At 69.8% G+C, this 18,022-nt stretch carries 13 protein-coding genes; 6 read left to right on the top strand and 7 right to left on the bottom strand.

The window, feature by feature from the left end:
- A partial coding sequence (locus tag U9977_RS15780; protein WP_322750024.1) for a hypothetical protein occupies positions 1-189 on the top strand: 189 nt, incomplete at its 5' end.
- 157 nt (positions 190-346) lie between these two features.
- Here the strand turns inward: U9977_RS15780 and U9977_RS15775 are convergent.
- Entirely contained in the window at positions 347-493 is a 147-nt protein-coding gene (locus U9977_RS15775; RefSeq protein ID WP_322750023.1) for a hypothetical protein, read from the bottom strand.
- Positions 494-782: 289 nt separating this feature from the next.
- Between U9977_RS15775 and pyk the strand changes: the two genes are divergently transcribed.
- From pyk to U9977_RS15760, 3 genes are all read left to right on the top strand, one after another.
- A complete protein-coding gene (pyk, locus tag U9977_RS15770; protein ID WP_322750022.1) occupies positions 783-2,198 on the top strand; it encodes a pyruvate kinase in 1,416 nt (471 codons plus the stop codon).
- Between the two features lie 1,590 nt (positions 2,199-3,788).
- Positions 3,789-4,643: a hypothetical protein gene (locus tag U9977_RS15765; protein WP_322750021.1), complete on the top strand. Its 855-nt coding sequence runs from the start codon at positions 3,789-3,791 to the stop codon at positions 4,641-4,643.
- A 40-nt stretch (positions 4,644-4,683) separates the two neighbouring features.
- Complete coding sequence (locus U9977_RS15760; protein ID WP_322750020.1) at positions 4,684-5,511, top strand: hypothetical protein; 828 nt, start codon at positions 4,684-4,686, stop codon at positions 5,509-5,511.
- A gap of 118 nt (positions 5,512-5,629) precedes the next feature.
- Here the strand turns inward: U9977_RS15760 and U9977_RS15755 are convergent, their stop codons facing one another.
- Together U9977_RS15755 and U9977_RS15750 are read right to left on the bottom strand one after the other, a co-directional pair.
- Positions 5,630-6,271 (bottom strand): response regulator transcription factor, encoded by a 642-nt coding sequence (locus U9977_RS15755; protein WP_322750019.1) that lies wholly within the window; start codon positions 6,269-6,271, stop codon positions 5,630-5,632.
- 122 nt (positions 6,272-6,393) lie between these two features.
- The gene (locus U9977_RS15750) at positions 6,394-8,391 is read right to left on the bottom strand and encodes a hypothetical protein (RefSeq protein ID WP_322750018.1); all 1,998 of its coding nucleotides are present in this window, start codon (positions 8,389-8,391) and stop codon (positions 6,394-6,396) included.
- Positions 8,392-8,519: 128 nt separating this feature from the next.
- On the opposite strand from U9977_RS15750, the gene U9977_RS15745 reads away from it, so the two are divergent.
- Complete coding sequence (locus U9977_RS15745; RefSeq protein ID WP_322750017.1) at positions 8,520-9,428, top strand: 2-dehydropantoate 2-reductase; 909 nt, start codon at positions 8,520-8,522, stop codon at positions 9,426-9,428.
- Between the two features lie 30 nt (positions 9,429-9,458).
- Here U9977_RS15745 and U9977_RS15740 read toward each other — a convergent pair whose 3' ends face one another.
- The 3 genes from U9977_RS15740 to U9977_RS15730 form a co-directional block, all read right to left on the bottom strand.
- Positions 9,459-11,972: a G8 domain-containing protein gene (locus U9977_RS15740; RefSeq protein ID WP_322750016.1), complete on the bottom strand. Its 2,514-nt coding sequence runs from the start codon at positions 11,970-11,972 to the stop codon at positions 9,459-9,461.
- Positions 11,973-12,182: 210 nt separating this feature from the next.
- The gene (locus tag U9977_RS15735; protein WP_322750015.1) at positions 12,183-13,466 is read right to left on the bottom strand and encodes an L-2-hydroxyglutarate oxidase; all 1,284 of its coding nucleotides are present in this window, start codon (positions 13,464-13,466) and stop codon (positions 12,183-12,185) included.
- Positions 13,467-13,639: 173 nt separating this feature from the next.
- A complete protein-coding gene (locus U9977_RS15730) occupies positions 13,640-15,472 on the bottom strand; it encodes a glycoside hydrolase family 15 protein (protein WP_322750014.1) in 1,833 nt (610 codons plus the stop codon).
- Between the two features lie 305 nt (positions 15,473-15,777).
- Here U9977_RS15730 and U9977_RS15725 point away from each other — a divergent pair, with 305 nt between their 5' ends.
- On the top strand, positions 15,778-16,212 hold the full coding sequence (locus U9977_RS15725; RefSeq protein ID WP_322750013.1) for a hypothetical protein: 435 nt from the start codon (positions 15,778-15,780) through the stop codon (positions 16,210-16,212).
- Between the two features lie 84 nt (positions 16,213-16,296).
- On the opposite strand, the gene U9977_RS15720 is transcribed toward U9977_RS15725, so the two are convergent.
- Positions 16,297-17,634 carry a DUF5925 domain-containing protein gene (locus U9977_RS15720; RefSeq protein ID WP_416210644.1) on the bottom strand — a complete coding sequence of 446 codons (1,338 nt, stop codon included), beginning with the start codon at positions 17,632-17,634 and terminating at the stop codon, positions 16,297-16,299.
- Positions 17,635-18,022: the final 388 nt, after the last annotated feature.

Here is an 18,022-nt window from a genome sequence, read left to right as displayed (position 1 = left end):
GCCGACCGGATTCTAGTGATCGACGGTGGACGGGTAGTCGAGAGCGGGCGGCACTCCCAGCTGCTGGCCAGCGGCGGCCTGTACGCGGAGCTGTACCGCACTCAGTTCGAAGGCCAGGCTCCAGCGCCGGCGGTCGAGGGCCCGACCGCCGGCAATCGCGGCGAACAGGAAACCGCGGCCGTCGGCTGAACCGCGCCCGGGCAGCGTCGGTCACGTCGGGCGGTGTTTTCACACATGTGTGCCTGATTTCACCCGCGGACCATCCGGGTCATTTCACAGGTGTTGTCCGGGCCGTTGCCCCGGGACCAACGGCGTCACGTGGTCGACGCGCGGATCGCCGGCGTGCCTACGCCGGGCGTCCCCTTCCGCTGTCGGGAAGCGGCTCATCCGAGCTGTCGTCACCGTTCACCGCGGTCGCGTCGGGGTCGTCATGCGGGAGGGCGATGTCCACATCGCCGGATGGATGGCGGTGGATCGCCGGGTTTTCGCTCATCTGTCTGCCCACCGTGACCTGGGAAGTTACCTGGACCTGCCGGCCTGTGCACCCATTGGAGAGCTCTTCGTAGGGATCGCTCGGCTCCCTTGCCGACGCCCTGGTCCGGTTCGGTATCCACGCGCTGCGCAGCGGTGCGGACACGTCGACCGTACGCCGTCGCACCACGTACCGCAGCTTGTGGCGCGGCTGGGTCCTATTTCCTGTAGACGTAAAAGGTTCCGGGTGTCGTTCAGTCGATAGTGGGGGCGGTGTCCAAGCCCCCGGCATCATTTCCTAGGCTTATCCCGTGTCTCGTCGCGCGAAAATTGTGTGTACACTCGGTCCTGCCACCAGCTCACCAGACATGATCCGGGCGCTGGTCGAAGCCGGTATGGACATCGCCCGTCTCAACCTCTCCCATGGCTCCCACGACCAACATGCCGAGACCTACCTGCGCATCCGCGCCGCTGCTGACGCTGCCGGACGCAGTGTCGGCATCCTTGTCGATCTTCAGGGGCCGAAGATCAGGCTAGGGAAGTTCGGGTCCGGGCAGGTCACCCTGCTGCCCGGCCAACAGTTCACGATTACCACTGATGACGTCGTCGGTGATCAGCATCGGGTTGGAACGACGTTCTCAGGGCTGACCGCCGACGTCACCAAGGGTGACCACATCCTCGTCGACGACGGCCGGCTGGTGCTTGACGTCACCGACGTGGTCGGCACCGACGTCCACACCACGGTCTCCATCGGTGGTCCGGTCAGCGATCACAAGGGGATGAACATCCCGGGCGCAGCCCTCGGGGTGCCCGCGTTGACCGACAAGGACACCGAGGACCTCCGCTTCGGGCTCGGTCTGCCTGCCGACATGATCGCTCTGTCGTTTGTCCGGTCGGCCGCCGACATCGAAAAGGTTCGAGCGGTGATGGACGAGGTCGGCGTGCGCCTCCCCGTCCTCGCCAAGATTGAGAAGCCGCAGGCAGTCGACCAGCTCGAGGAGATCGTCGAAGCGTTCGACGGCCTGATGATCGCCCGTGGTGACCTCGGCGTGGAAATGCCGTTGCAGGTCGTGCCGCTGGTCCAGAAACGCGCCGTGTCATGGGCGCGCGAGCGTGCGAAGCCGGTGATCGTGGCCACCCAGGTGCTGGAGTCGATGGTCCACGCCCCCCGGCCCACCCGTGCCGAGGCCAGCGACTGCGCCAATGCCGTCCTCGACGGTGCCGACGCGATCATGCTGTCGGCGGAGACCAGCGTCGGTGACTACCCCATTGAGGCAGTCTCCACGATGGCACGGATCATCGAGACGGTCGAGGTTGATCTTTCTCGGATTCCGCCGCTGCGGACCCGCCCACGCACGGTCGGCGGGGCGCTGGCCGAGGCCGCCGCGAACGTCGGCGGAGCCATGGGTGCCCGCTACCTCGTCGCGTTCACCCAGAGCGGGGACACAGCGCGCCGTCTCGCGCGGTACCGCAGCCCCATCCCGCTGTTGGCCTTCACGCCGGTGCCGGCCGTCCGCAGCCAGCTGGCGCTGCTGTGGGGCGTCGAGACCTTCCTGGTCCCGTTCGCGCACAGCACCGACGAGATGGTCCGGCAGGTCGACAACGCACTGGTGCAGCTGGAGCGTTGTCGGCCCGGTGAGCTGGTTGTCGTCGTCGCGGGGACACCGCCGGGTGTGGCCGGGATGACCAACACCATCCGGGTGCACCGTATCGGGGAGGAAGTCTAGCCATAGTGGTCGGCGCCGCAGCGCTCTGGGGTTGGCCGCGATCCGCGGAGGTGCGGACCAGCCCGTAGTGTCTGCGGCACGATGATGGGGGGCCCGGGTCGGGCGGACACCTGCGCTCTGTCCGTTCCGTCCAGGCACACTGGCTGGTCAGGGCGCACGCGCTGGCCAGGCGAACGCATGGCACAGCCGGATCGGGGCTGTGGCAGTTTGCGGGCAGTTTCCGGCGTCGACCACTATGTCCCTGGGCCACTCGCCGGACCCCGACCCGGCCCAGCTGACCCGGGAGCGTGTGCAATGACCGAACAGCCGGCACGGCGGCCTCGCGAAACAGACCGGGACGACGATGCCGGCGGGGAGGCCGGGGCGTCGCCGGCGCAGACCCCGTCCCGGGCGATGCGCCCGCAGAGTCCATCGGTGCGTCCCGCGGATGAGCCGGCCCAGTCGAGCGAGACGCCCGGGCCTCGCCGGGCAGGCGCGCCAGACCCGCGTGGACAGTCCGGGGCACATCGCTCGTCTCCGGGGAGCCCGGCTTCATCGGGTGCCGCTGGGTCGTCGGCTACGCGGGGTGCGGTCGGGTCGCCCCACGCGCGTCCCGCCGCCGGCGGCCAGGCGCCGCCGGCCCGGCGCCAGGTTGCGTCCCAACCGCCTCAGGCGACGACCAGTGCGACGGCGGCGTCAACCGGTCAACGTGCCGGTGGGCCATCCCGGCCTGGGTCGGAGATCGGCCAGACCTCCCAGCCTGAACCTGACCGTGCCGATGCTGACGGCGCGAAGGGCGCAAGCGGCACGGGCAGCCGTCCGAACGCCACTCCGGCGCCCGTGCGACCGGCGGCGCCGGGTCCGACACCTGGACCCGCGCCGGTAGCGCCGGTAGCGCCGGTAGCGCCGCGCGCGGTACCGCCGCAGGTCGACACTCGCCAGGCTGAACATCGGCGGCCCCAACCCCCGGAACCGATCGGGCGCCGGGCGGTTGATCGTAGGCAGGATGATCATGTATCAGGTGATCGTCGATCGGATGGCGCGGCGCCCGGGCCGGCCAAACCCTCCGGCGGCGGGTCGCCCGCGGCGGCGCAACTTCGTTCCCCGGAACGTCCCGCTGTGCGGATCTCCCCGCAGCAGGCACGGTCACCGGCGCCGGAGGCGGGATCTGAGCCCGCCAAACCGCCATCCCGGATGCCCGCGCCCCACCCGCAGGCCGCGCCCCACCCGCAGGCCGGACCGCAGCGGCAGGCCGCGCCTCACCCGCAGGCCGCACCTCACCCGCAGGCCGGAGCACAGCCGTCTGTGCCGCCGAGCCAACCCCAGTCCCGGCCGCACGGGCCCGTACCGGCGCGATCGCCGGCGGTGGGACCGCACGGGGGTCCGGGTGAGCGTCCCCGGTATCGGCAACCACAGCCGCCACCAGGCATGCCGTGGCCACCCGTGGCCGCGCCGGACCCGCTGGACACGCCGCGCCAGACCCGGGGGCGCGAGCCGCAGTACCCCTTCCCTGCGCATCGGGACTTCGACGCTGCGCCTGCCCCAGCTATCCCATCCGCCCCAGCTATCCCATCCGTCCCGGCTGTCGATCCGAGCGAGGCTCCGCGGGGCGTGATCGGTTCTCGGCCGGCGTACCCGAACGCCGAGCCGGAGTTCGGGTACCACGGGCGTACCGACGAGCCGGCCGATCCCGGCGGCGGCCGACAAGGGCGCCCTCATGGTTCTTTTCGCGCACCCGGGAACCCCAAACACGCCGCTGCCGGGCCAGCCGGCGCACGGGAGTGGGCGACAGCCGAACCGGAATCGAGCCTCGACCCACGGGCCGGCCACCTGCCTGACATGGGATCCCAGGCACCGGGAGGGATATCCGGGCAGGTTCACGCTCGCGAACGTGGCGTTACCCAGCGGCCCGTCGCCCCGCAGAGCGCCCCGCAGAGCGTGGCGCAGGATGCCCCGCTCGAAGGCGCGGTTGCCGAACATGTCCCCGACCTCGAGCGTGGCGGCGCCGGTGCGGGTCGGTCCGCGCAGCCCCAACCCGCAGGGGCCGGGCGGCTTGCCGGTCTCGTCGTCTGCGCCGCTGGTGTGGCTGCCGGGGCTGGCGCGGTGTTGCCGTGGAGCATCCTGAGCAGCGGGGCGGAGACCCGCACGTTTTCGGGCCTGACGGTTGGCGACGGTCGTGTGACAATGGTTGCCGGTGCGCTGCTGGTGGTGATCGGTTTCGCGCGCGTGCTCGGGCGCCCAACGGGAGCGGCGGATGGGCTGGTCGTGCGGGTGCTCGCGGCCGGGGTCACGGTGCTGTCCACGATGGACATCGTCGCGGGACCGCCGTCGTTGTCGTCCTTCCGCGGCCTTTCAGCCGATCAGATAAGCGTGGTTCCCGAGTCCGGACTCGTCCTGACCCTGGTCGCCGGTCTGGTCGCGCTTGCCGGGAGCGTGCGGTTGCGGCGTGGGCACCCGGCCCCGTGATAGGCCCAAGGTAGGCAGGTAACCGTACGGGGAGGATGGCGTGTCCGACCAGGATCGCAGTCCATGGGTGCCCCCGCCGGCCGAGCGCTCGGCCGGCGGGGGCACGACCGATGCCGGCCCCCGATCGCGACCGACCGGTGCGGACGTCGGACCCGACCAGCAGTGGCGAGCGGAGCGGCGCGCGGCAATGGCCCGCACGGCTGATCCGCGTTGGGCCCGGTCGTACGACGGCGCCACGCCACCGCAGGGCCCTGCCGGCCCGCAAGGCCCCGCCGGCGGCCCGCAGGGCCCCGCCGGTACAGATGCCGTGGACGAGGTGGCTGGCGGCCGGGAACGTCACCTGTGGGGCGCGCCGCTCGCGATTCACCTGCAGGAAGCCGGCGGCGCCACGAGGATGGCCGCGAGCCCCCGGCCGGGGTTGAGCCGGACGGTCGGCGGGCTGCTGGTGCTCGCAGCCGGGGTCCTCAGCGCCGTCGGTGCGGTCATGACATGGGCGACCGTCAGCGCCTTCGGGTTGGCGTCGATTCCGGTCAGGGGCACCGACGCCGACCAGTACGGCGGGACGACGCTGGTGCTCGGTGTCCTGTCCGCCGTCCTGGGCGCGGTGCTGATCGGCCGTGCCCGGACCGGCTGGGAATGGATCATCTCCGCGGTCGCCGGCACGATGATCGTTCTGATGGCGATCGTCGACATGCTCCAGCTCCTGCGTGGCTCCCGACCCGATGGGATCGCCCTGGGTATCTCGGTCGACATCGGGCCGGGTCTGTGGGTCACGCTCCTCGGCGGCTGTGCTGTCGTCGGTGGCTCGCTGTTCGCCCGGTTCGGAACGCGCCGTGCCCGTCCCCCATTTGGGGGTCCTGCGTCCTGAGCTGTGGGGTCATGACACCACCTGCGGTCGGGGCCAGGCTGTGTGATGGTCGCCGAGCGACTCCGATCGGCGCGTTTCCACCCTGAAGCGGGGGGCAGGGTGGGGACGCCGCCTAGCGTCATCCGGCGTGGTCGGGCTGCAGATAGCCGTCTTCCACCGCCCGGCGGTACAGGTCGATCTTGGTTGTCGCGTCCCGGCCGACCTTGCGGTATTTCATCCTGACCCGTTCGATGTACTGCTTGGCGGTCTCGGTGCCCACGTTCATGCGTTTGCTGACCAACTTCATGGGCATTCCGCCCGCATACAGCCGCAGCGCCTCGCGTTCCTGTGCGGACAGCGTCGGGCGATCGGGCGCGTCGTCGGTCAACAGGACGAAGGCGAGCTGGGGCGACACCCAGCCGCAGCCGGCCGCCGCAGCCCGGATGGCCGTCGCCAGGTCGTCGACGGTCTCGGTCTTGGGTACGAAGCCGTAGGCCCCGGCGCGGATGGCTTCGCGGACCGCGGTCGGTGCGGCCGTCGCGCTGAAGACGACCACGGCGGGGCCGGTGTCGGCCAGACATCGGATGTTGTCCGGCGCGGTGCTGCCATCGCCGAGGTCGAGATCGAGCAGGACGACGTCGGCGTGGCGTCCCGGGCCCGCGAGGAGCTCCGCCATGCTGGCGGCTTTGGCCACGAGTCTGCAGTCGGGCGTCGCCGCGAGTAACCCCTCGAGTCCGTGCAGGACGATGGGGTGATCATCGACGGCCGCGACAGTGATCATCCGACCTGCGGCGTAAGGGCACGGGCCACCGGGCCCGGCAGCGCCCACCACTTCACCCTCTCAAGCATGTGCGTCCCTTCTGAGTGGATCAGTGATCGGTCGTGGTCGGGCGGCGGGTGTCGTCATCGGCTCCATCGCAGCTCCAGGGAACCGCGGCCGTCCACCATGTCCGCGAGCGCGTCAAGGTGGCCGTCCTGATTGCCGTCAAGATGACAGCCCGGGTCGATGATCGGAATGGCCTGTACGGCCTGTACGGGAGCGGGGAAGGACACGAACACCTGTGCCTCGTCGGTCCCGCCGAGCACGGTGAGCAGAACTCGACCTGTGGCGACCGATGCGAGGGACTCGTCGACTATTCGGGCAATCGCGCTGCGCGCCTGCGCCGGAACGTCACGCAGGTCTCCGGCCAGCTGCGTCTCGACCCGCAGGCCTCGGCGCTCGGCGGAGGCGATCACATGTTCGAGGTCCGTGGCGGTCGTTCCGGCCAGCATCCGGCGCAGCGTCGCAGCCTGGGCGGCACAGCGGCTGCGCACGGCCTCGTCGGCCGGGTCGAGCAGGCCGTCGGCGATCGCCCGTACCAGCGGCAGCGTGCGGGTCGCGAGTATGTCCCACCGGCGGGCGCGGTCGGCCCGGACCGCTGCGGCGGCGACCTCCAGCGCGCTGCGGTCGGCCTCGGTCGCCACGGTCCGCGCAACGGTCGGGCCGGCTGCGGCCATGGCGCGGCGGATCACCGTGACCGCCAGCGCCGGCACCCACAGACCCCAGGTCACCGCGACCAGCCGCGCCAATGCAAGCGGCACCGGGCCGACCTCGCGCAGGGCGAGCACGGTGGCCAGAACCGTCACCGTGGTGGCGCCGAGGAGGGCCTCGCGGGTCGGACGGCTCACCGCCGTCGCAACCAGTAGCCAACCGGCGCCGAGCAGTGCCCAGTTGGCGAAACCGACCACGTTGTACCCACGGCAGGTCAGGCCGACCAGAAGCTCCGCGAGCACCGCAGCGCCCAGCAGGCCGGCGGACTCCCGTCCCCGCAGACCTCGCCTGATCATGGCGGGGACGGTGCGGACGGCAAGAGCGGCCAGCCCGAGCCACACCACCAGCGAGACCAGCGGCCAGCGGTAGGTCTGCGCCATGGTGACGGCGGGCAGCGCCATCGCCGCGTGCCAGCAGACGATGAAGACGGCGACGCCGCGGGCCAGCCCGGTCTCGTGGCCGGTGCGGATGAGCCGGCCGCTGTCGTGGGCCAGCGCCGCCCGCGCCGCCGCTGCCGCTGCCGGCGTGCCGTCCCGGGATGCCCCCCGGGCGAGGAATGTCTCCAGGACGGCGAGGTCATCCGCGCAGCGGTTGCGGATATCGGCCGTGGGTACCGGCGCCGTCGCCGTAGGCGTAGGCGTGACCGGATCAAGGGGTTGCGCGCTGTTCATCGCGATTCCGGTGAGGGTGTTGACGAGCGTGTCGTGAACGATGCGTTCCTGTTCCCGGCGGTCCTGCGTCCGGGATTGGGTGATCGTGGCGATCCGGTACCGGCGTACCGCCGCGACGAGGTCGATGTCGGCGTCGGCTGCGTGAGCGCGGCAGGTGCGCACGGCAAGCGCCCAGACTGTCGTGATGACCGCGAGCAGCACCACGGAGCGCACCGGCACGCCGGGGGCCGGACCCGACGGCCCCACCATGGCCGCACCGGCCCAGTAGGCTGCCGCGACGCTCGCGACGGCTGGCACGGCGGCCCGCACCGGCAGGCACCACGCCGCCGTCACGGTGACCCCGCCCACGGTGACGTAGACCCAGTTGGAGGCGTCTCCGACGGTCGCGGGTGGGACCAGCAGCGCGCCGAAGCAGGCCAGCGGTCCGGCGAACGCGAGCTCAAGGGAGCTGATGCGTGGGTCGAGGCCGTTGCGGGCGAGGAGGACCGCGACGATCACAGTCCAGCCGGCGGCCGCGAGCGGACCGGCGAGCGTCCACGGGTGTGCCCAGGTCCACGACCACCAGATCGCGACCTGCGCGAGGCTCAGCACGCCGATCAGGACACGGAACAGGACGGCCGCACGGGCCATGACCACGCCGTGTGAGGCAACGGCGAAGCCCTTGCGATCAGGCGGCGGTGCGTCAGGTGGCATGGTCACGCCGTCCTCGGCCGGTCAGGTGCATCGACAACGCCTGCTATTTCAGCAGATGGAAACGTCGGTGTATGACGCCACCGGCCCAACCGGTTCGCTCGCGTCGGGCTCGGGTGCGCTGCAACACTGCACTGATGGCGGGACGGCTGGCTGTCGTCGGCGTGGGTGCGGTCGGCGGGTTCTTCGCCGCCCGAGCGGCGGTCGCAGGGGCCGACGTGCAGCTCTGCGCGCGTCGACGGTTCGACGAGCTGGTGGTCCGGGGCCCGGACGGGGTGTTCCGCGCCGAACTGCCAGTCTGGACCAGACCCGAGCAGGCCGACCCGGTCGACTGGGTGCTGCTGGCGACGAAGGTCCATCAGAATGCGGCGGCGCTCGCGTGGTTGAGGCATCTGGTCGGTCCGGACACCATCGTCGTGGTGGCCCAGAACGGCGTCCGCCACGCCGAGCGGGTCGCGGCGGTGGTCCCCGTGGACCGGGTGCTCCCCACGGTCGTCTACATCAACGCCGAGCCGGTCGCGCCCGGCGTGGTCGAACACCACAATTACGGGTTCCTGCACGTTCCGGCGGGTGCTCTCGCCGACCGTTTCGCCGAGGTCCTGCCCGGTGCCGGGCTGCTGCGACCGGTGGACGACTTCGCCGTCACAGCCTGGACGAAACTGACCGCCAACACCGCGGCGAACTCGCTGACCGCGCTGACTGGCCGGCGCCTGGAGGTGTTGCGTCGAGCGGATGTGGGCCGGCTCGCGGTGAGCATCATGCGCGAAGCGGTCGCCGTCGCCCACGCCGACGGTGCGGCCGTTCCCGCCGACCTGGCGGAGGTGACCATCGACCGGCTGCGCAATCAGCCCGCCGGGTCGGGTACGTCGATGCTTTACGACCGGTTGGCGGGCCGTCCCCTGGAACATGAGGCCCTGATCGGCGCGGTGGTTCGGATCGGCGCCGAGCACGGTGTCCCCACCGCGGTGTGTGCGCACATTCTTCCCCTGCTGGCCGCGATCAGCGACGCCCCGTCGCCGTTGCCGGTCGCGCGCACGGATTCATGACGCGCGCGACCGGCGGGCTGCCTCGTGGAGTTACCCGATGGTCCAGTACTGGTCCGCGTTGGCCAGACTGCGCAGGTCGCCGCCGTTGCCGAAGGCCACGCCCGTCCCGCCGACCTGGATACGCAGATAGAGGTTTCCACCGGAGACGAAGTACTGACCGTCCTGGCCGATGCCGGCGACGCTCGAGGCCATCTTCACCGCAACGTCCTGCCCCCAGAACTTGAAGCTGGCCTTGGGCGCGGACGTGCCCGACCAGGGGATGACCAGGTCGACAAAGCCGGGATCAGTGCCGTGGATGTCGAAGTCGAGCGAGCTGAGCGCTCCACCGGACGGAGGAGCCAGCTGGTACCGCTGGCCTTCGACCACCCCGACGGTGCCGCTGTAGGCGGTGACGCCGTCGGCGCGCTTCCACGTCCAGTGATCTTCGACCAGGCCGAAGCGCAGGCGCATGAAGCCGCGGTTGAGCGGGCTCCAGGTACCGAAGTCCGCGCCCTGGAAGTAGTCCAGACCCACCCGGCTGTAGATGGTCTTGTCTGTCGGCGCCCGCAGCAGAGCGGAGTTGTTGTCGATGATTGCCGGCACGCCGTCACCCTTGACCGAGCCGTCGAGGTCGGCGAACCAGTGTGCGTGACCGGCCTCCGCGGCTTCGAAGTACGGGCTGTTGCTGGCGAACAGGGTGCGGTAGCCGTCACCGAAGAACTTCAGGCTCTTCACCCGGTTGGTGGCGTCCCACGTGCTTGCGCCGATGTCGCTGATGGCCGCAAGCCCGGGATCCGATCCGGCGCCCTGCTTGAAGTTGGCGAGCCATGTTCCGTTCGTGTCGCACTGGCCGTGGTAGAAGCGGATCAGCGCCTGGATGTGCCCGGTTTCACTGCCGCTGTTGGCGGTGTTGTTGCCGATGAGCAGACCGTTGTTGACGGCGGTGTCCTGGCAGTTGAGGGCAATGCTGTTGTTCGCGGCGGTGGGATTGTTGGTCGTGAGCGCGCCGTCGATCCACAGCCCGAAGCCCTCGTTTTTCCACACGTTCGGATTGATCATGGTGCCACGCTTGGCATAGTCGCCGTTGTAGGCTTCCACGCTGATTCCCGAACCTGGCACGCCCTCCGCCGGGAAATCGGAGGGGTGGATGGTGTGTGAGTGGGCGGTGCTGTTCTGATTGAGACCGAACGGCTTGTCGACCGCGTCGTGGATCGCGTCGTCGCTGGCGTTTCCGGCGTCGACCGCGTTCATGTCGAAGTCGTACCAGATGCCCACGCCGTCACCACCGGCGGCGGAGTTGCCGCTCAGCGTGTTGTTCGGATCGGTGATCCAGAATTCCGACGGGATCTGGTCGGACGCGCGTAGCGGTTTGCTACCCGCCGGGACCTGCCGGACGCCCATCACCAGGTTGTTGCTGAGGACGTTGCCCTCCTCGACGCGGTCTTCGAGGAAGAAACCGGCACCGTAGGTCTCGTCGGCCACCACCCCGTTGACATGCACGTTGTTGGTCCGGTGGATGGTGACCATGCGGTTGAAGCTGTCGATGATGCTGATGCTGTCCACCAGCGACGCGCTCTGGTCGCCGGCCCAGTGCCAGTGGATCGGGTAGCGGGCCAGCACCCCGAGCTGACCCATGTGGATGAGTTCGGTGTTCGACATGCGCAGCGCGCCACCGGACATGATCATGACGTGGCCGCCGAACTTCGTCGTCGCCGCGTCATCGGGGCCGGTGATCACGATGTTGTGCGACAGCAGGCCGACTTCGGCCCGCTCCTCGACCGAGCGGGTCTGCCCGCCGGAGGTCTGCGTGGTGACGATCGACGCGTGCTTGTGGATCAGCGGCTTGCTGATCGTGACCGTCCTGCCGTCCGCTGAAACCCCGGAAACCGTGACGCGTTCCTTGTGGTTCACGTCGAGGTCGGAGGATGCGACGACGATGAGATCACCGGCACGCCACGACACGGGGTCGATGAGCGCGAGGGTCGTGGCGCCGGCGTTGGCCGTCTGGGACAGCTTTGTCCAGGTCTGCCCGGAATCCCGACCGTGGATCTCGATACGGCCACCCATCGAGCCCAGGACGTTCGCGCCCATACCCATGGTGTTGTCGGTCGAGCGGCCGTCGAGGATGAGCCTGATGGCGCTGGTGAGCGGGGCCTTCTCGCTACCCATCCAGAACCGTCCGTGCACCATGACGTAGGCCGTGCGCAGGGTCGTCGGCCGGTCCGCGAACGCGAGGTCGCCGCTGACCACCAAGCCCCCCAGCTTGGGCAGGTCGACATCGACGAGTATCTGTTTGCCGGCCGCGACGGTGACGACGTCACCCGCGGCGGGGACCTTGCCGCCCCACGTCGCGGGATTGCTCCACTTCGCGAACGTGGCGAAGTCGGGCGCGGTGACCCCGGGTTGAGCCGGCGGCACGGGCGTTGTCGGGACGCCCGGGGCCGGTGTCGCGGGCGCGCCGGTGGCCTCCGGGCTGCGGCTGCCGATCGGGGTTGTCGGGGTCGTCGGGTCCTGACAGGCCGCGAGCGTGGACAATAGGCCGACGACGGCGATGCCGGCCGCCATCGTCGTTCGGCGCCGGTGCAATCGTCGGCGTCTGCCACGAACAGGGAACATCTGGCTCCATCACCACTTTACATTCGGTAACCGGTCGACGTCCTGGCTGCCCCCCCGATCACGTAACGTGACCAGGAATGTCATGATAGACCAATGGCTCATAGGCGCCGTTTTAGGGTCAGGTCGTGGTTGCGGCGTCACGCCTGCGTGGCTCCGCGTTCACGCGGCCGGTTCCGCGACGACCTTACTGACGATGTGCTCGGCGATGGCCAAAGACGCGGTTGCGCCCGGTGATGGCGCGTTGCGGACGTGCACAATCCGTCCACGGATCGACAACACGAAGTCGTCCACCAGGCTGCCGTCCCGGGCGACCGCCTGCGCGCGTACGCCGGCCGGCCCCCGCACGACGTCAGCGGCCTGTAGCTGCGGGACGTACCGGCGGGCCTGCGCGACGAACGCGCGCCGGCTGGCCGTCCGCAGGATCTCACGTGCTCCGGTCTTCCAGTGCGTGCGGGCCATCTTGTGGAAGCCAGGCCAGGCAAGCGTCGCGCGCAGGTCCGATCCCGCGACGGTCAGGGCCGTGTATCCTTCCCTGGCAGTCGCCAGAACCGCGTTCGGGCCGACCAGGATCTCGCCGTCCACCCGTTTGGTCAGATGGATGCCGAGAAACGGGTACCGCGGGTCCGGTACCGGATAGATCAGCCCTCGCACCAGCCCCCGACGCTCCGGCCGTAGCAGCCAGTAGTCGCCACGAAATGGGATGATCTGCGGTGAGGGATCTTCCCCGGTGAACGCCGCGACCTGGTCGGACTGCAGCCCCGCGCAGGCGATGAGAAGGTCGAACGGCCCAGCCGTCTCGGTCACCTCCGTGACCGTGCCACCGGCCTTCAACGTGGTCGCGCGGCTGCCGTTGGGGGTCACCCGGGCCGTTCCCCGGATCCGCAGACCCAGCCGAACGCCGTCGCCGCGTTCCTCGACCGACACGACCTCGGCACCTGTACGGACCGACCCGCCCGCGTCCAGGATGTCGTCCCGCAGCGCCCGGGCCACGGCCGGGTAGTCCACGATCGCGGTCGTGGGGGAGTACAGCGCGGCCACCCCACGGGCATGCGGTTCGTAGCGGCGCAGGCCGGCCGGGTCCAGCATGGTCGTGTCCGGGACGCCGTTGGCGTGGGCGCGGTCGGCGATGTCGGCGAGCCTGCCCAGCTCGCTGGTGTCAACCGCTACGACGATCTTCCCGCACTCGTCGTAGCGGATGCGGTGGGCGGCGCAGTACTCCTTGAGCAGCGCGACACCGCGTCGGCACAGTGTCGCCTTCAGCGAGCCGGGCTGGTAGTAGAGCCCGGCGTGGACCACCCCGCTGTTGTGCCCGGTCTGATGCCGGGCGACGTCGTGTTCCTTCTCGAAGACCGTGACGGTGGCGCCCGGATCGATCTGTCCGATCCGTCGGGCCACCGCCAAGCCCACGATCCCACCGCCGATGACCGCGACCCGACCCGCCACGTGTCCTGCCCCCTCTGGTTGTTTGCCACCATTGGTGTGGCCTGCCCCCAGTATCGGGGGACGTGGGCGGGCGGTCGGTCCCGTCCCTGCGTGGATCCCCTCGAACGCCGTCGGGTAGCGGCCTCCTACCCGAACAGCCCTCTACCCGACGAACCTCCTACCCGACGAACCTCCTACCCGAAGAAGTGGCCGGGTGGGTAGGCCCGGTCGGTTCGGGAGCGCGGCATGCCCCGGAGCGCATCGGTCAGCGTCCGCGCGGTGTTGACCAGCGGCACATGACTGAACGCCTGCGGGAAGTTGCCGACCATGCGCCCCAGCCGCGGGTCGTACTCTTCCGCCAGCAGCCCCACGTCGTTACGCAGGGCCAGCAGCCGTTCGAACAGCTCCTGGGCCTCGCGCACCCGCCCCGACAGCGCGTAGTTGTCGGCGAGCCAGAAGGTGCAGGCCAGGAAGGCGCCCTCACCAGCGGGCAGCCCGTCCACGGCACCGTCCTCGGCGGTCGGGTAGCGCAGTACGAAGCCGTCCTGCATGAGCTCGCGTTCGATGGCGCTCACCGTGCCGACGACCCGCGGATCCGTCGCGGGCAGGAAGCCGACCAGCGGCATGTACAGCAGGGCGGCGTCCAGCTCGGTGGAGCCGTAGAACTGCGTGAAGGTGTTGCGGTCGGGGTCGAAGCCCCGGATGCAGACCTCGTTGTGGATCTCGGCTCGCAGCGCCGTCCAGCGGTCCAACGGGCCGGGCAGGCCCGACTCGGTGATGCCCTTGATCGCCCGGTCGGCCGCCACCCAGGCCATGACCTTGGAGTGGACGAAGTCCCGCCGCGGCCCTCGGACCTCCCAGATGCCCTCGTCAGGCTTACGCCATCCGGTCTCCAGGAAGTCCATCAGCTTGGACTGCAGGGCCCAGGAGTCGTCGCGGCCGTCCACCTCGGTCGCCATCCGGGCCACATGCAGCGCGTCCAGTACCTCGCCGTAGACGTCGAGCTGGAACTGTTCGACGGCGCCGTTGCCGACCCGTACGGGCGACGAACCCTCGTAGCCGGGCAGCCACGGTACTTCGTACTCGGTGAGCCGGCGTTCACCGCCGACCCCGTACATGATCTGGACCCGGGAGGGGTCACCGGCCACCGCGCGCAGCAGCCATTCCCGCCACGCGGTGGCCTCGCTGGTGAAGCCGGCATCGAGCAGAGCGAGCAGGGTGATGGTGGCGTCGCGCAACCAGCAGTAGCGGTAGTCCCAGTTGCGGACGCCACCGATCATCTCCGGCAGGGATGTGGTGACCGCCGCGACGATGCCGCCGGTGGGGGCGTACGTCAGCGCCTTGAGGGTGATCAGGGACCGCCGGACGGCCTCCTGCCACTGTCCGTCGTAGGTGCAGCCGGCCATCCACTCCGCCCACCACGACTCGGTGAGATCGATCGCCCGGCGGACGTCGATCTGGGTGGGTGCACGACGGTGTGAGGGACACCAGGTCAGGGAGAACGGCACGGACTGGCCGGCGGACACCGCGAACTCCGCGAAGGTGGCCATGTCGTGGCCCTCCATCGGCGCGGTTGTACGCAACGTCACCGCGTCCGGCCCGGCGACCGCGATCATCGTGTGATCGTCCAGCCGTCGCACCCAGGGGACGATCGAGCCGTAGTCGAACCGGATGCGGGTTTCGCTGCGCATCCGCACGGTGCCTTCGACGCCCTCGACCAGCCTCAGCACGATGTGCTCGCCTGAGCGCGGGTACATGGCGTCGACGATGCGCACGGTTCCGTTCGCCGTGGTCATGTCGGTTTCCAGGACGAGGGTGTCACCCCGGTAGCGGCGGCTCACCGCGAGCACGGGATCGACCGGCGCGATCTTCCAGTGGCCGGAGTCGTTGTCGCCGAGCAGGGCGGCGAAACATGCGGTCGAGTCGAACCGCGGTAGGCACAGCCAGTCAATCGAACCGTCCCTGGAGACCAGCGCGGCCGAATGTGTGTCGCCTATCACCGCGTAGTCCTCGATACGGGAGGGCACGGTCTCTCCGGGGTTTCTTGGGGCCTGCGGCGACGCGAGGAGACGGACTCCACGGATCGCTTCGCGATCCGCTGGGACCCCCCCATGATCACGTCGTCCCTGGCCGGTGTGGACAGGTCGGGTGTGATGAACATCCCTCGCGTTCGCGTGGGCAAGACCGCTTACCTTAAGGCCTCGCCGCAACAGCTAGGTTGGGGGCACGCCGTACTGGTGGTGGCCCGGTCAGACGGCCCGGTCAGACGGCGCTGTGAGGCCGCTCTGTGAGGCCGCTCTGTGAGATCTCGTCCGAGGGAAGGTTCCCGACCGTGAGCGACGTTGCGGACACCGCCCCACCGGCACGGGTCCGACGCCCGCCCGAGTCGGTGACGGCGGGGCTGCGCCGGACCCTCACCGATCGACGCCACCGGCGCTGGGTGGTGCTCGGCGGGTTGGCGTTCGCCGCTCTGACCGCCTTCGGCGTGTATGTCGCGGTCGCCGGACCGTCACCTCGGATCGAGGCCGTGGTCTATTTCACGGCCACCGCCACGGACGCGCAGAAGGAGGCGGTCCGCGCTGCGTGCCCCACCGCCGGCCAGGCCGTCCAGGAGGTACGTGATCACAACACTACCGAAGCCAGCCGCGTGTATCCGCTGCGTTACGACATCACGTTCGCCTCCCCGGCGGACAAGGCCATGATCTACCGGTGCGTGCACGCACAGTCGAATGTGATCGGCATCAGCGAGTTCAGGGCCGGGGAGTGACCCGCCGGGCCGCTTCCTTGCAACCCGCCTGACCGCCGGCCGGCCCGGCCCTGCGACTACCGATGGGACTATCGATAGGGGCCCTTACAGGTAGGGGCCGGAATGGGCGTCCGGCTTGGTGGTCTGTACCGGGGCGCGGCCGTCGCGGAGCGCGAACAGTTCCGCCAACGTCATGGTCGGCCCGACGCTCTGGGTGGTGCCGAGCCAGGCGGTGGCCTCGTCGTAGGACAGCGGTCCCACCTCGACCTGAGCCAGGCACCTTCCCGGGCGCACGATCGCCGGGTGCAGCTGAGTAAGATCATCGTTGGTGGTCAGTGCGACCAGGACGTCGCGACCCTGCCCGACCAGGCCGTCAGTCAGGTTGAGCAGCCGCGACAACGCCTGGCCCGAGGAGCCTCTGAGGTCACCGCGGACCAGTTCGTCGCAGTCCTCTATCACCAGCAGCCGCCATCGTCGGCGGGTCTCGCGCACCTCGCGCGTTTTGCCGGCCTGCGCCATGTCACGGTCACCGGCACTGCTCGCACCGCTTTCACCGCTTGCGTGATCATGAATGTGTCGACCGGGACCGTCCGCGTCATCGCCACCGTCATCCTGGACGCCGTCATCCCGGTCGCCATGGTCCTGGTCGCTGTGGTCCGGGTCATTGGCCTCGGTCTCATCCTCGCCGTCGTCGTCGAAGCCGATCGCAACTTCCATCAGGTAGCCGGGATCGGCGAACAGCGACTCAGGGTCCAGAACGCAGTCAACCTGGCACCAGCGCCGCCACTCGTGGGCCAACGCCCGCAGCACGGTGGTCTTTCCGGTGCCGGCCGGTCCGTGCAAAAGGATCAGTCGGCCGACCAGCGTCTCGTGACTCACGGTCATGAGCCTGTCGAGTGCGCCGACCGCGCTGCTGGCGTAGTTGCGGCGGATCGACGCCCATGATGTCGTGGCCGCCTCGCGGGCGGTACGGGTCGGACCGCGTCGCGCGGACATGTACCAGAAGCCCATCGTGACAGCGCTGTCGGCTTCCGATTCGGCGACCGCCTCGCGCACCACCCCGTCGAGGACCGTGCGTGCCAGTTCCTCGCTGACCGCCGTCACGGTCACCTCGCCGCCGCCCCCGCGCCACCGCACAGCACGCAACGTCCAACCCTCACCTGCGGCAAGGCGTGAGTCACGTGAGTCCTCCACGACCGTGCGCAGCACCTGCGCGCCGGCGGGTAGCAATGATGCACCCGACCGCAGGCGGTCGATCCGGGCGCTGTGCGCCCATGGTTGCTCACCTGTGGTGAACGGAGCCAGCGCGAGGGCGTCGACTACGTCGTACGGCGTATCCGAGTCGTCAAGGCCGACCACAAACGGAAGTCCGGTGCTGCGATCCAGGGACTTCGTGGCAGGCCAAGATCCAGGCTGCGGCACCTTCTGCGGAGGGACGGGCACACCACCGATAGTCGATGACCAGCCTCGCCGACACCACCGACTTTCGGTAATCGCTGTCCTGGGAGTCGCCGAGGCGACTCGCCTGGTGCCCTCGGGCCGCACCGTCCCAACCCGCCGCACCGTCCCAACCCGCCGCACAGTCCCAACCCGCCGCACGGTCCCCACTTGCCGCACCGTCCCAACCCGCAGCCCCGGCCGAGGTCTCCGTCCGCGGATCGTGGGTGCGTCGGTTGGCGGGTGTGTTCCGCGGGCTGTGACCGGGTTGATTCGTCGCATGCTGACGATCTTTCGAGGTTTGTACGCCGAAAACGGCCTTGTTGATCGCACAAAGCTCGAAAGATCGTTTCTGGTGGCTGGATTCGGTAGCCGTGTCCGCTGCCTGCACAGT

It is taken from the genome of Protofrankia sp. Cas8 (assembly GCF_963555845.1).
In the GTDB taxonomy this organism is placed as follows: Bacteria; Actinomycetota; Actinomycetes; order Frankiales; family Frankiaceae; genus Protofrankia.
The sequence above is the reverse complement of the archived record's forward strand: the minus strand, read 5'-3'. Positions and strand labels throughout refer to the sequence as shown.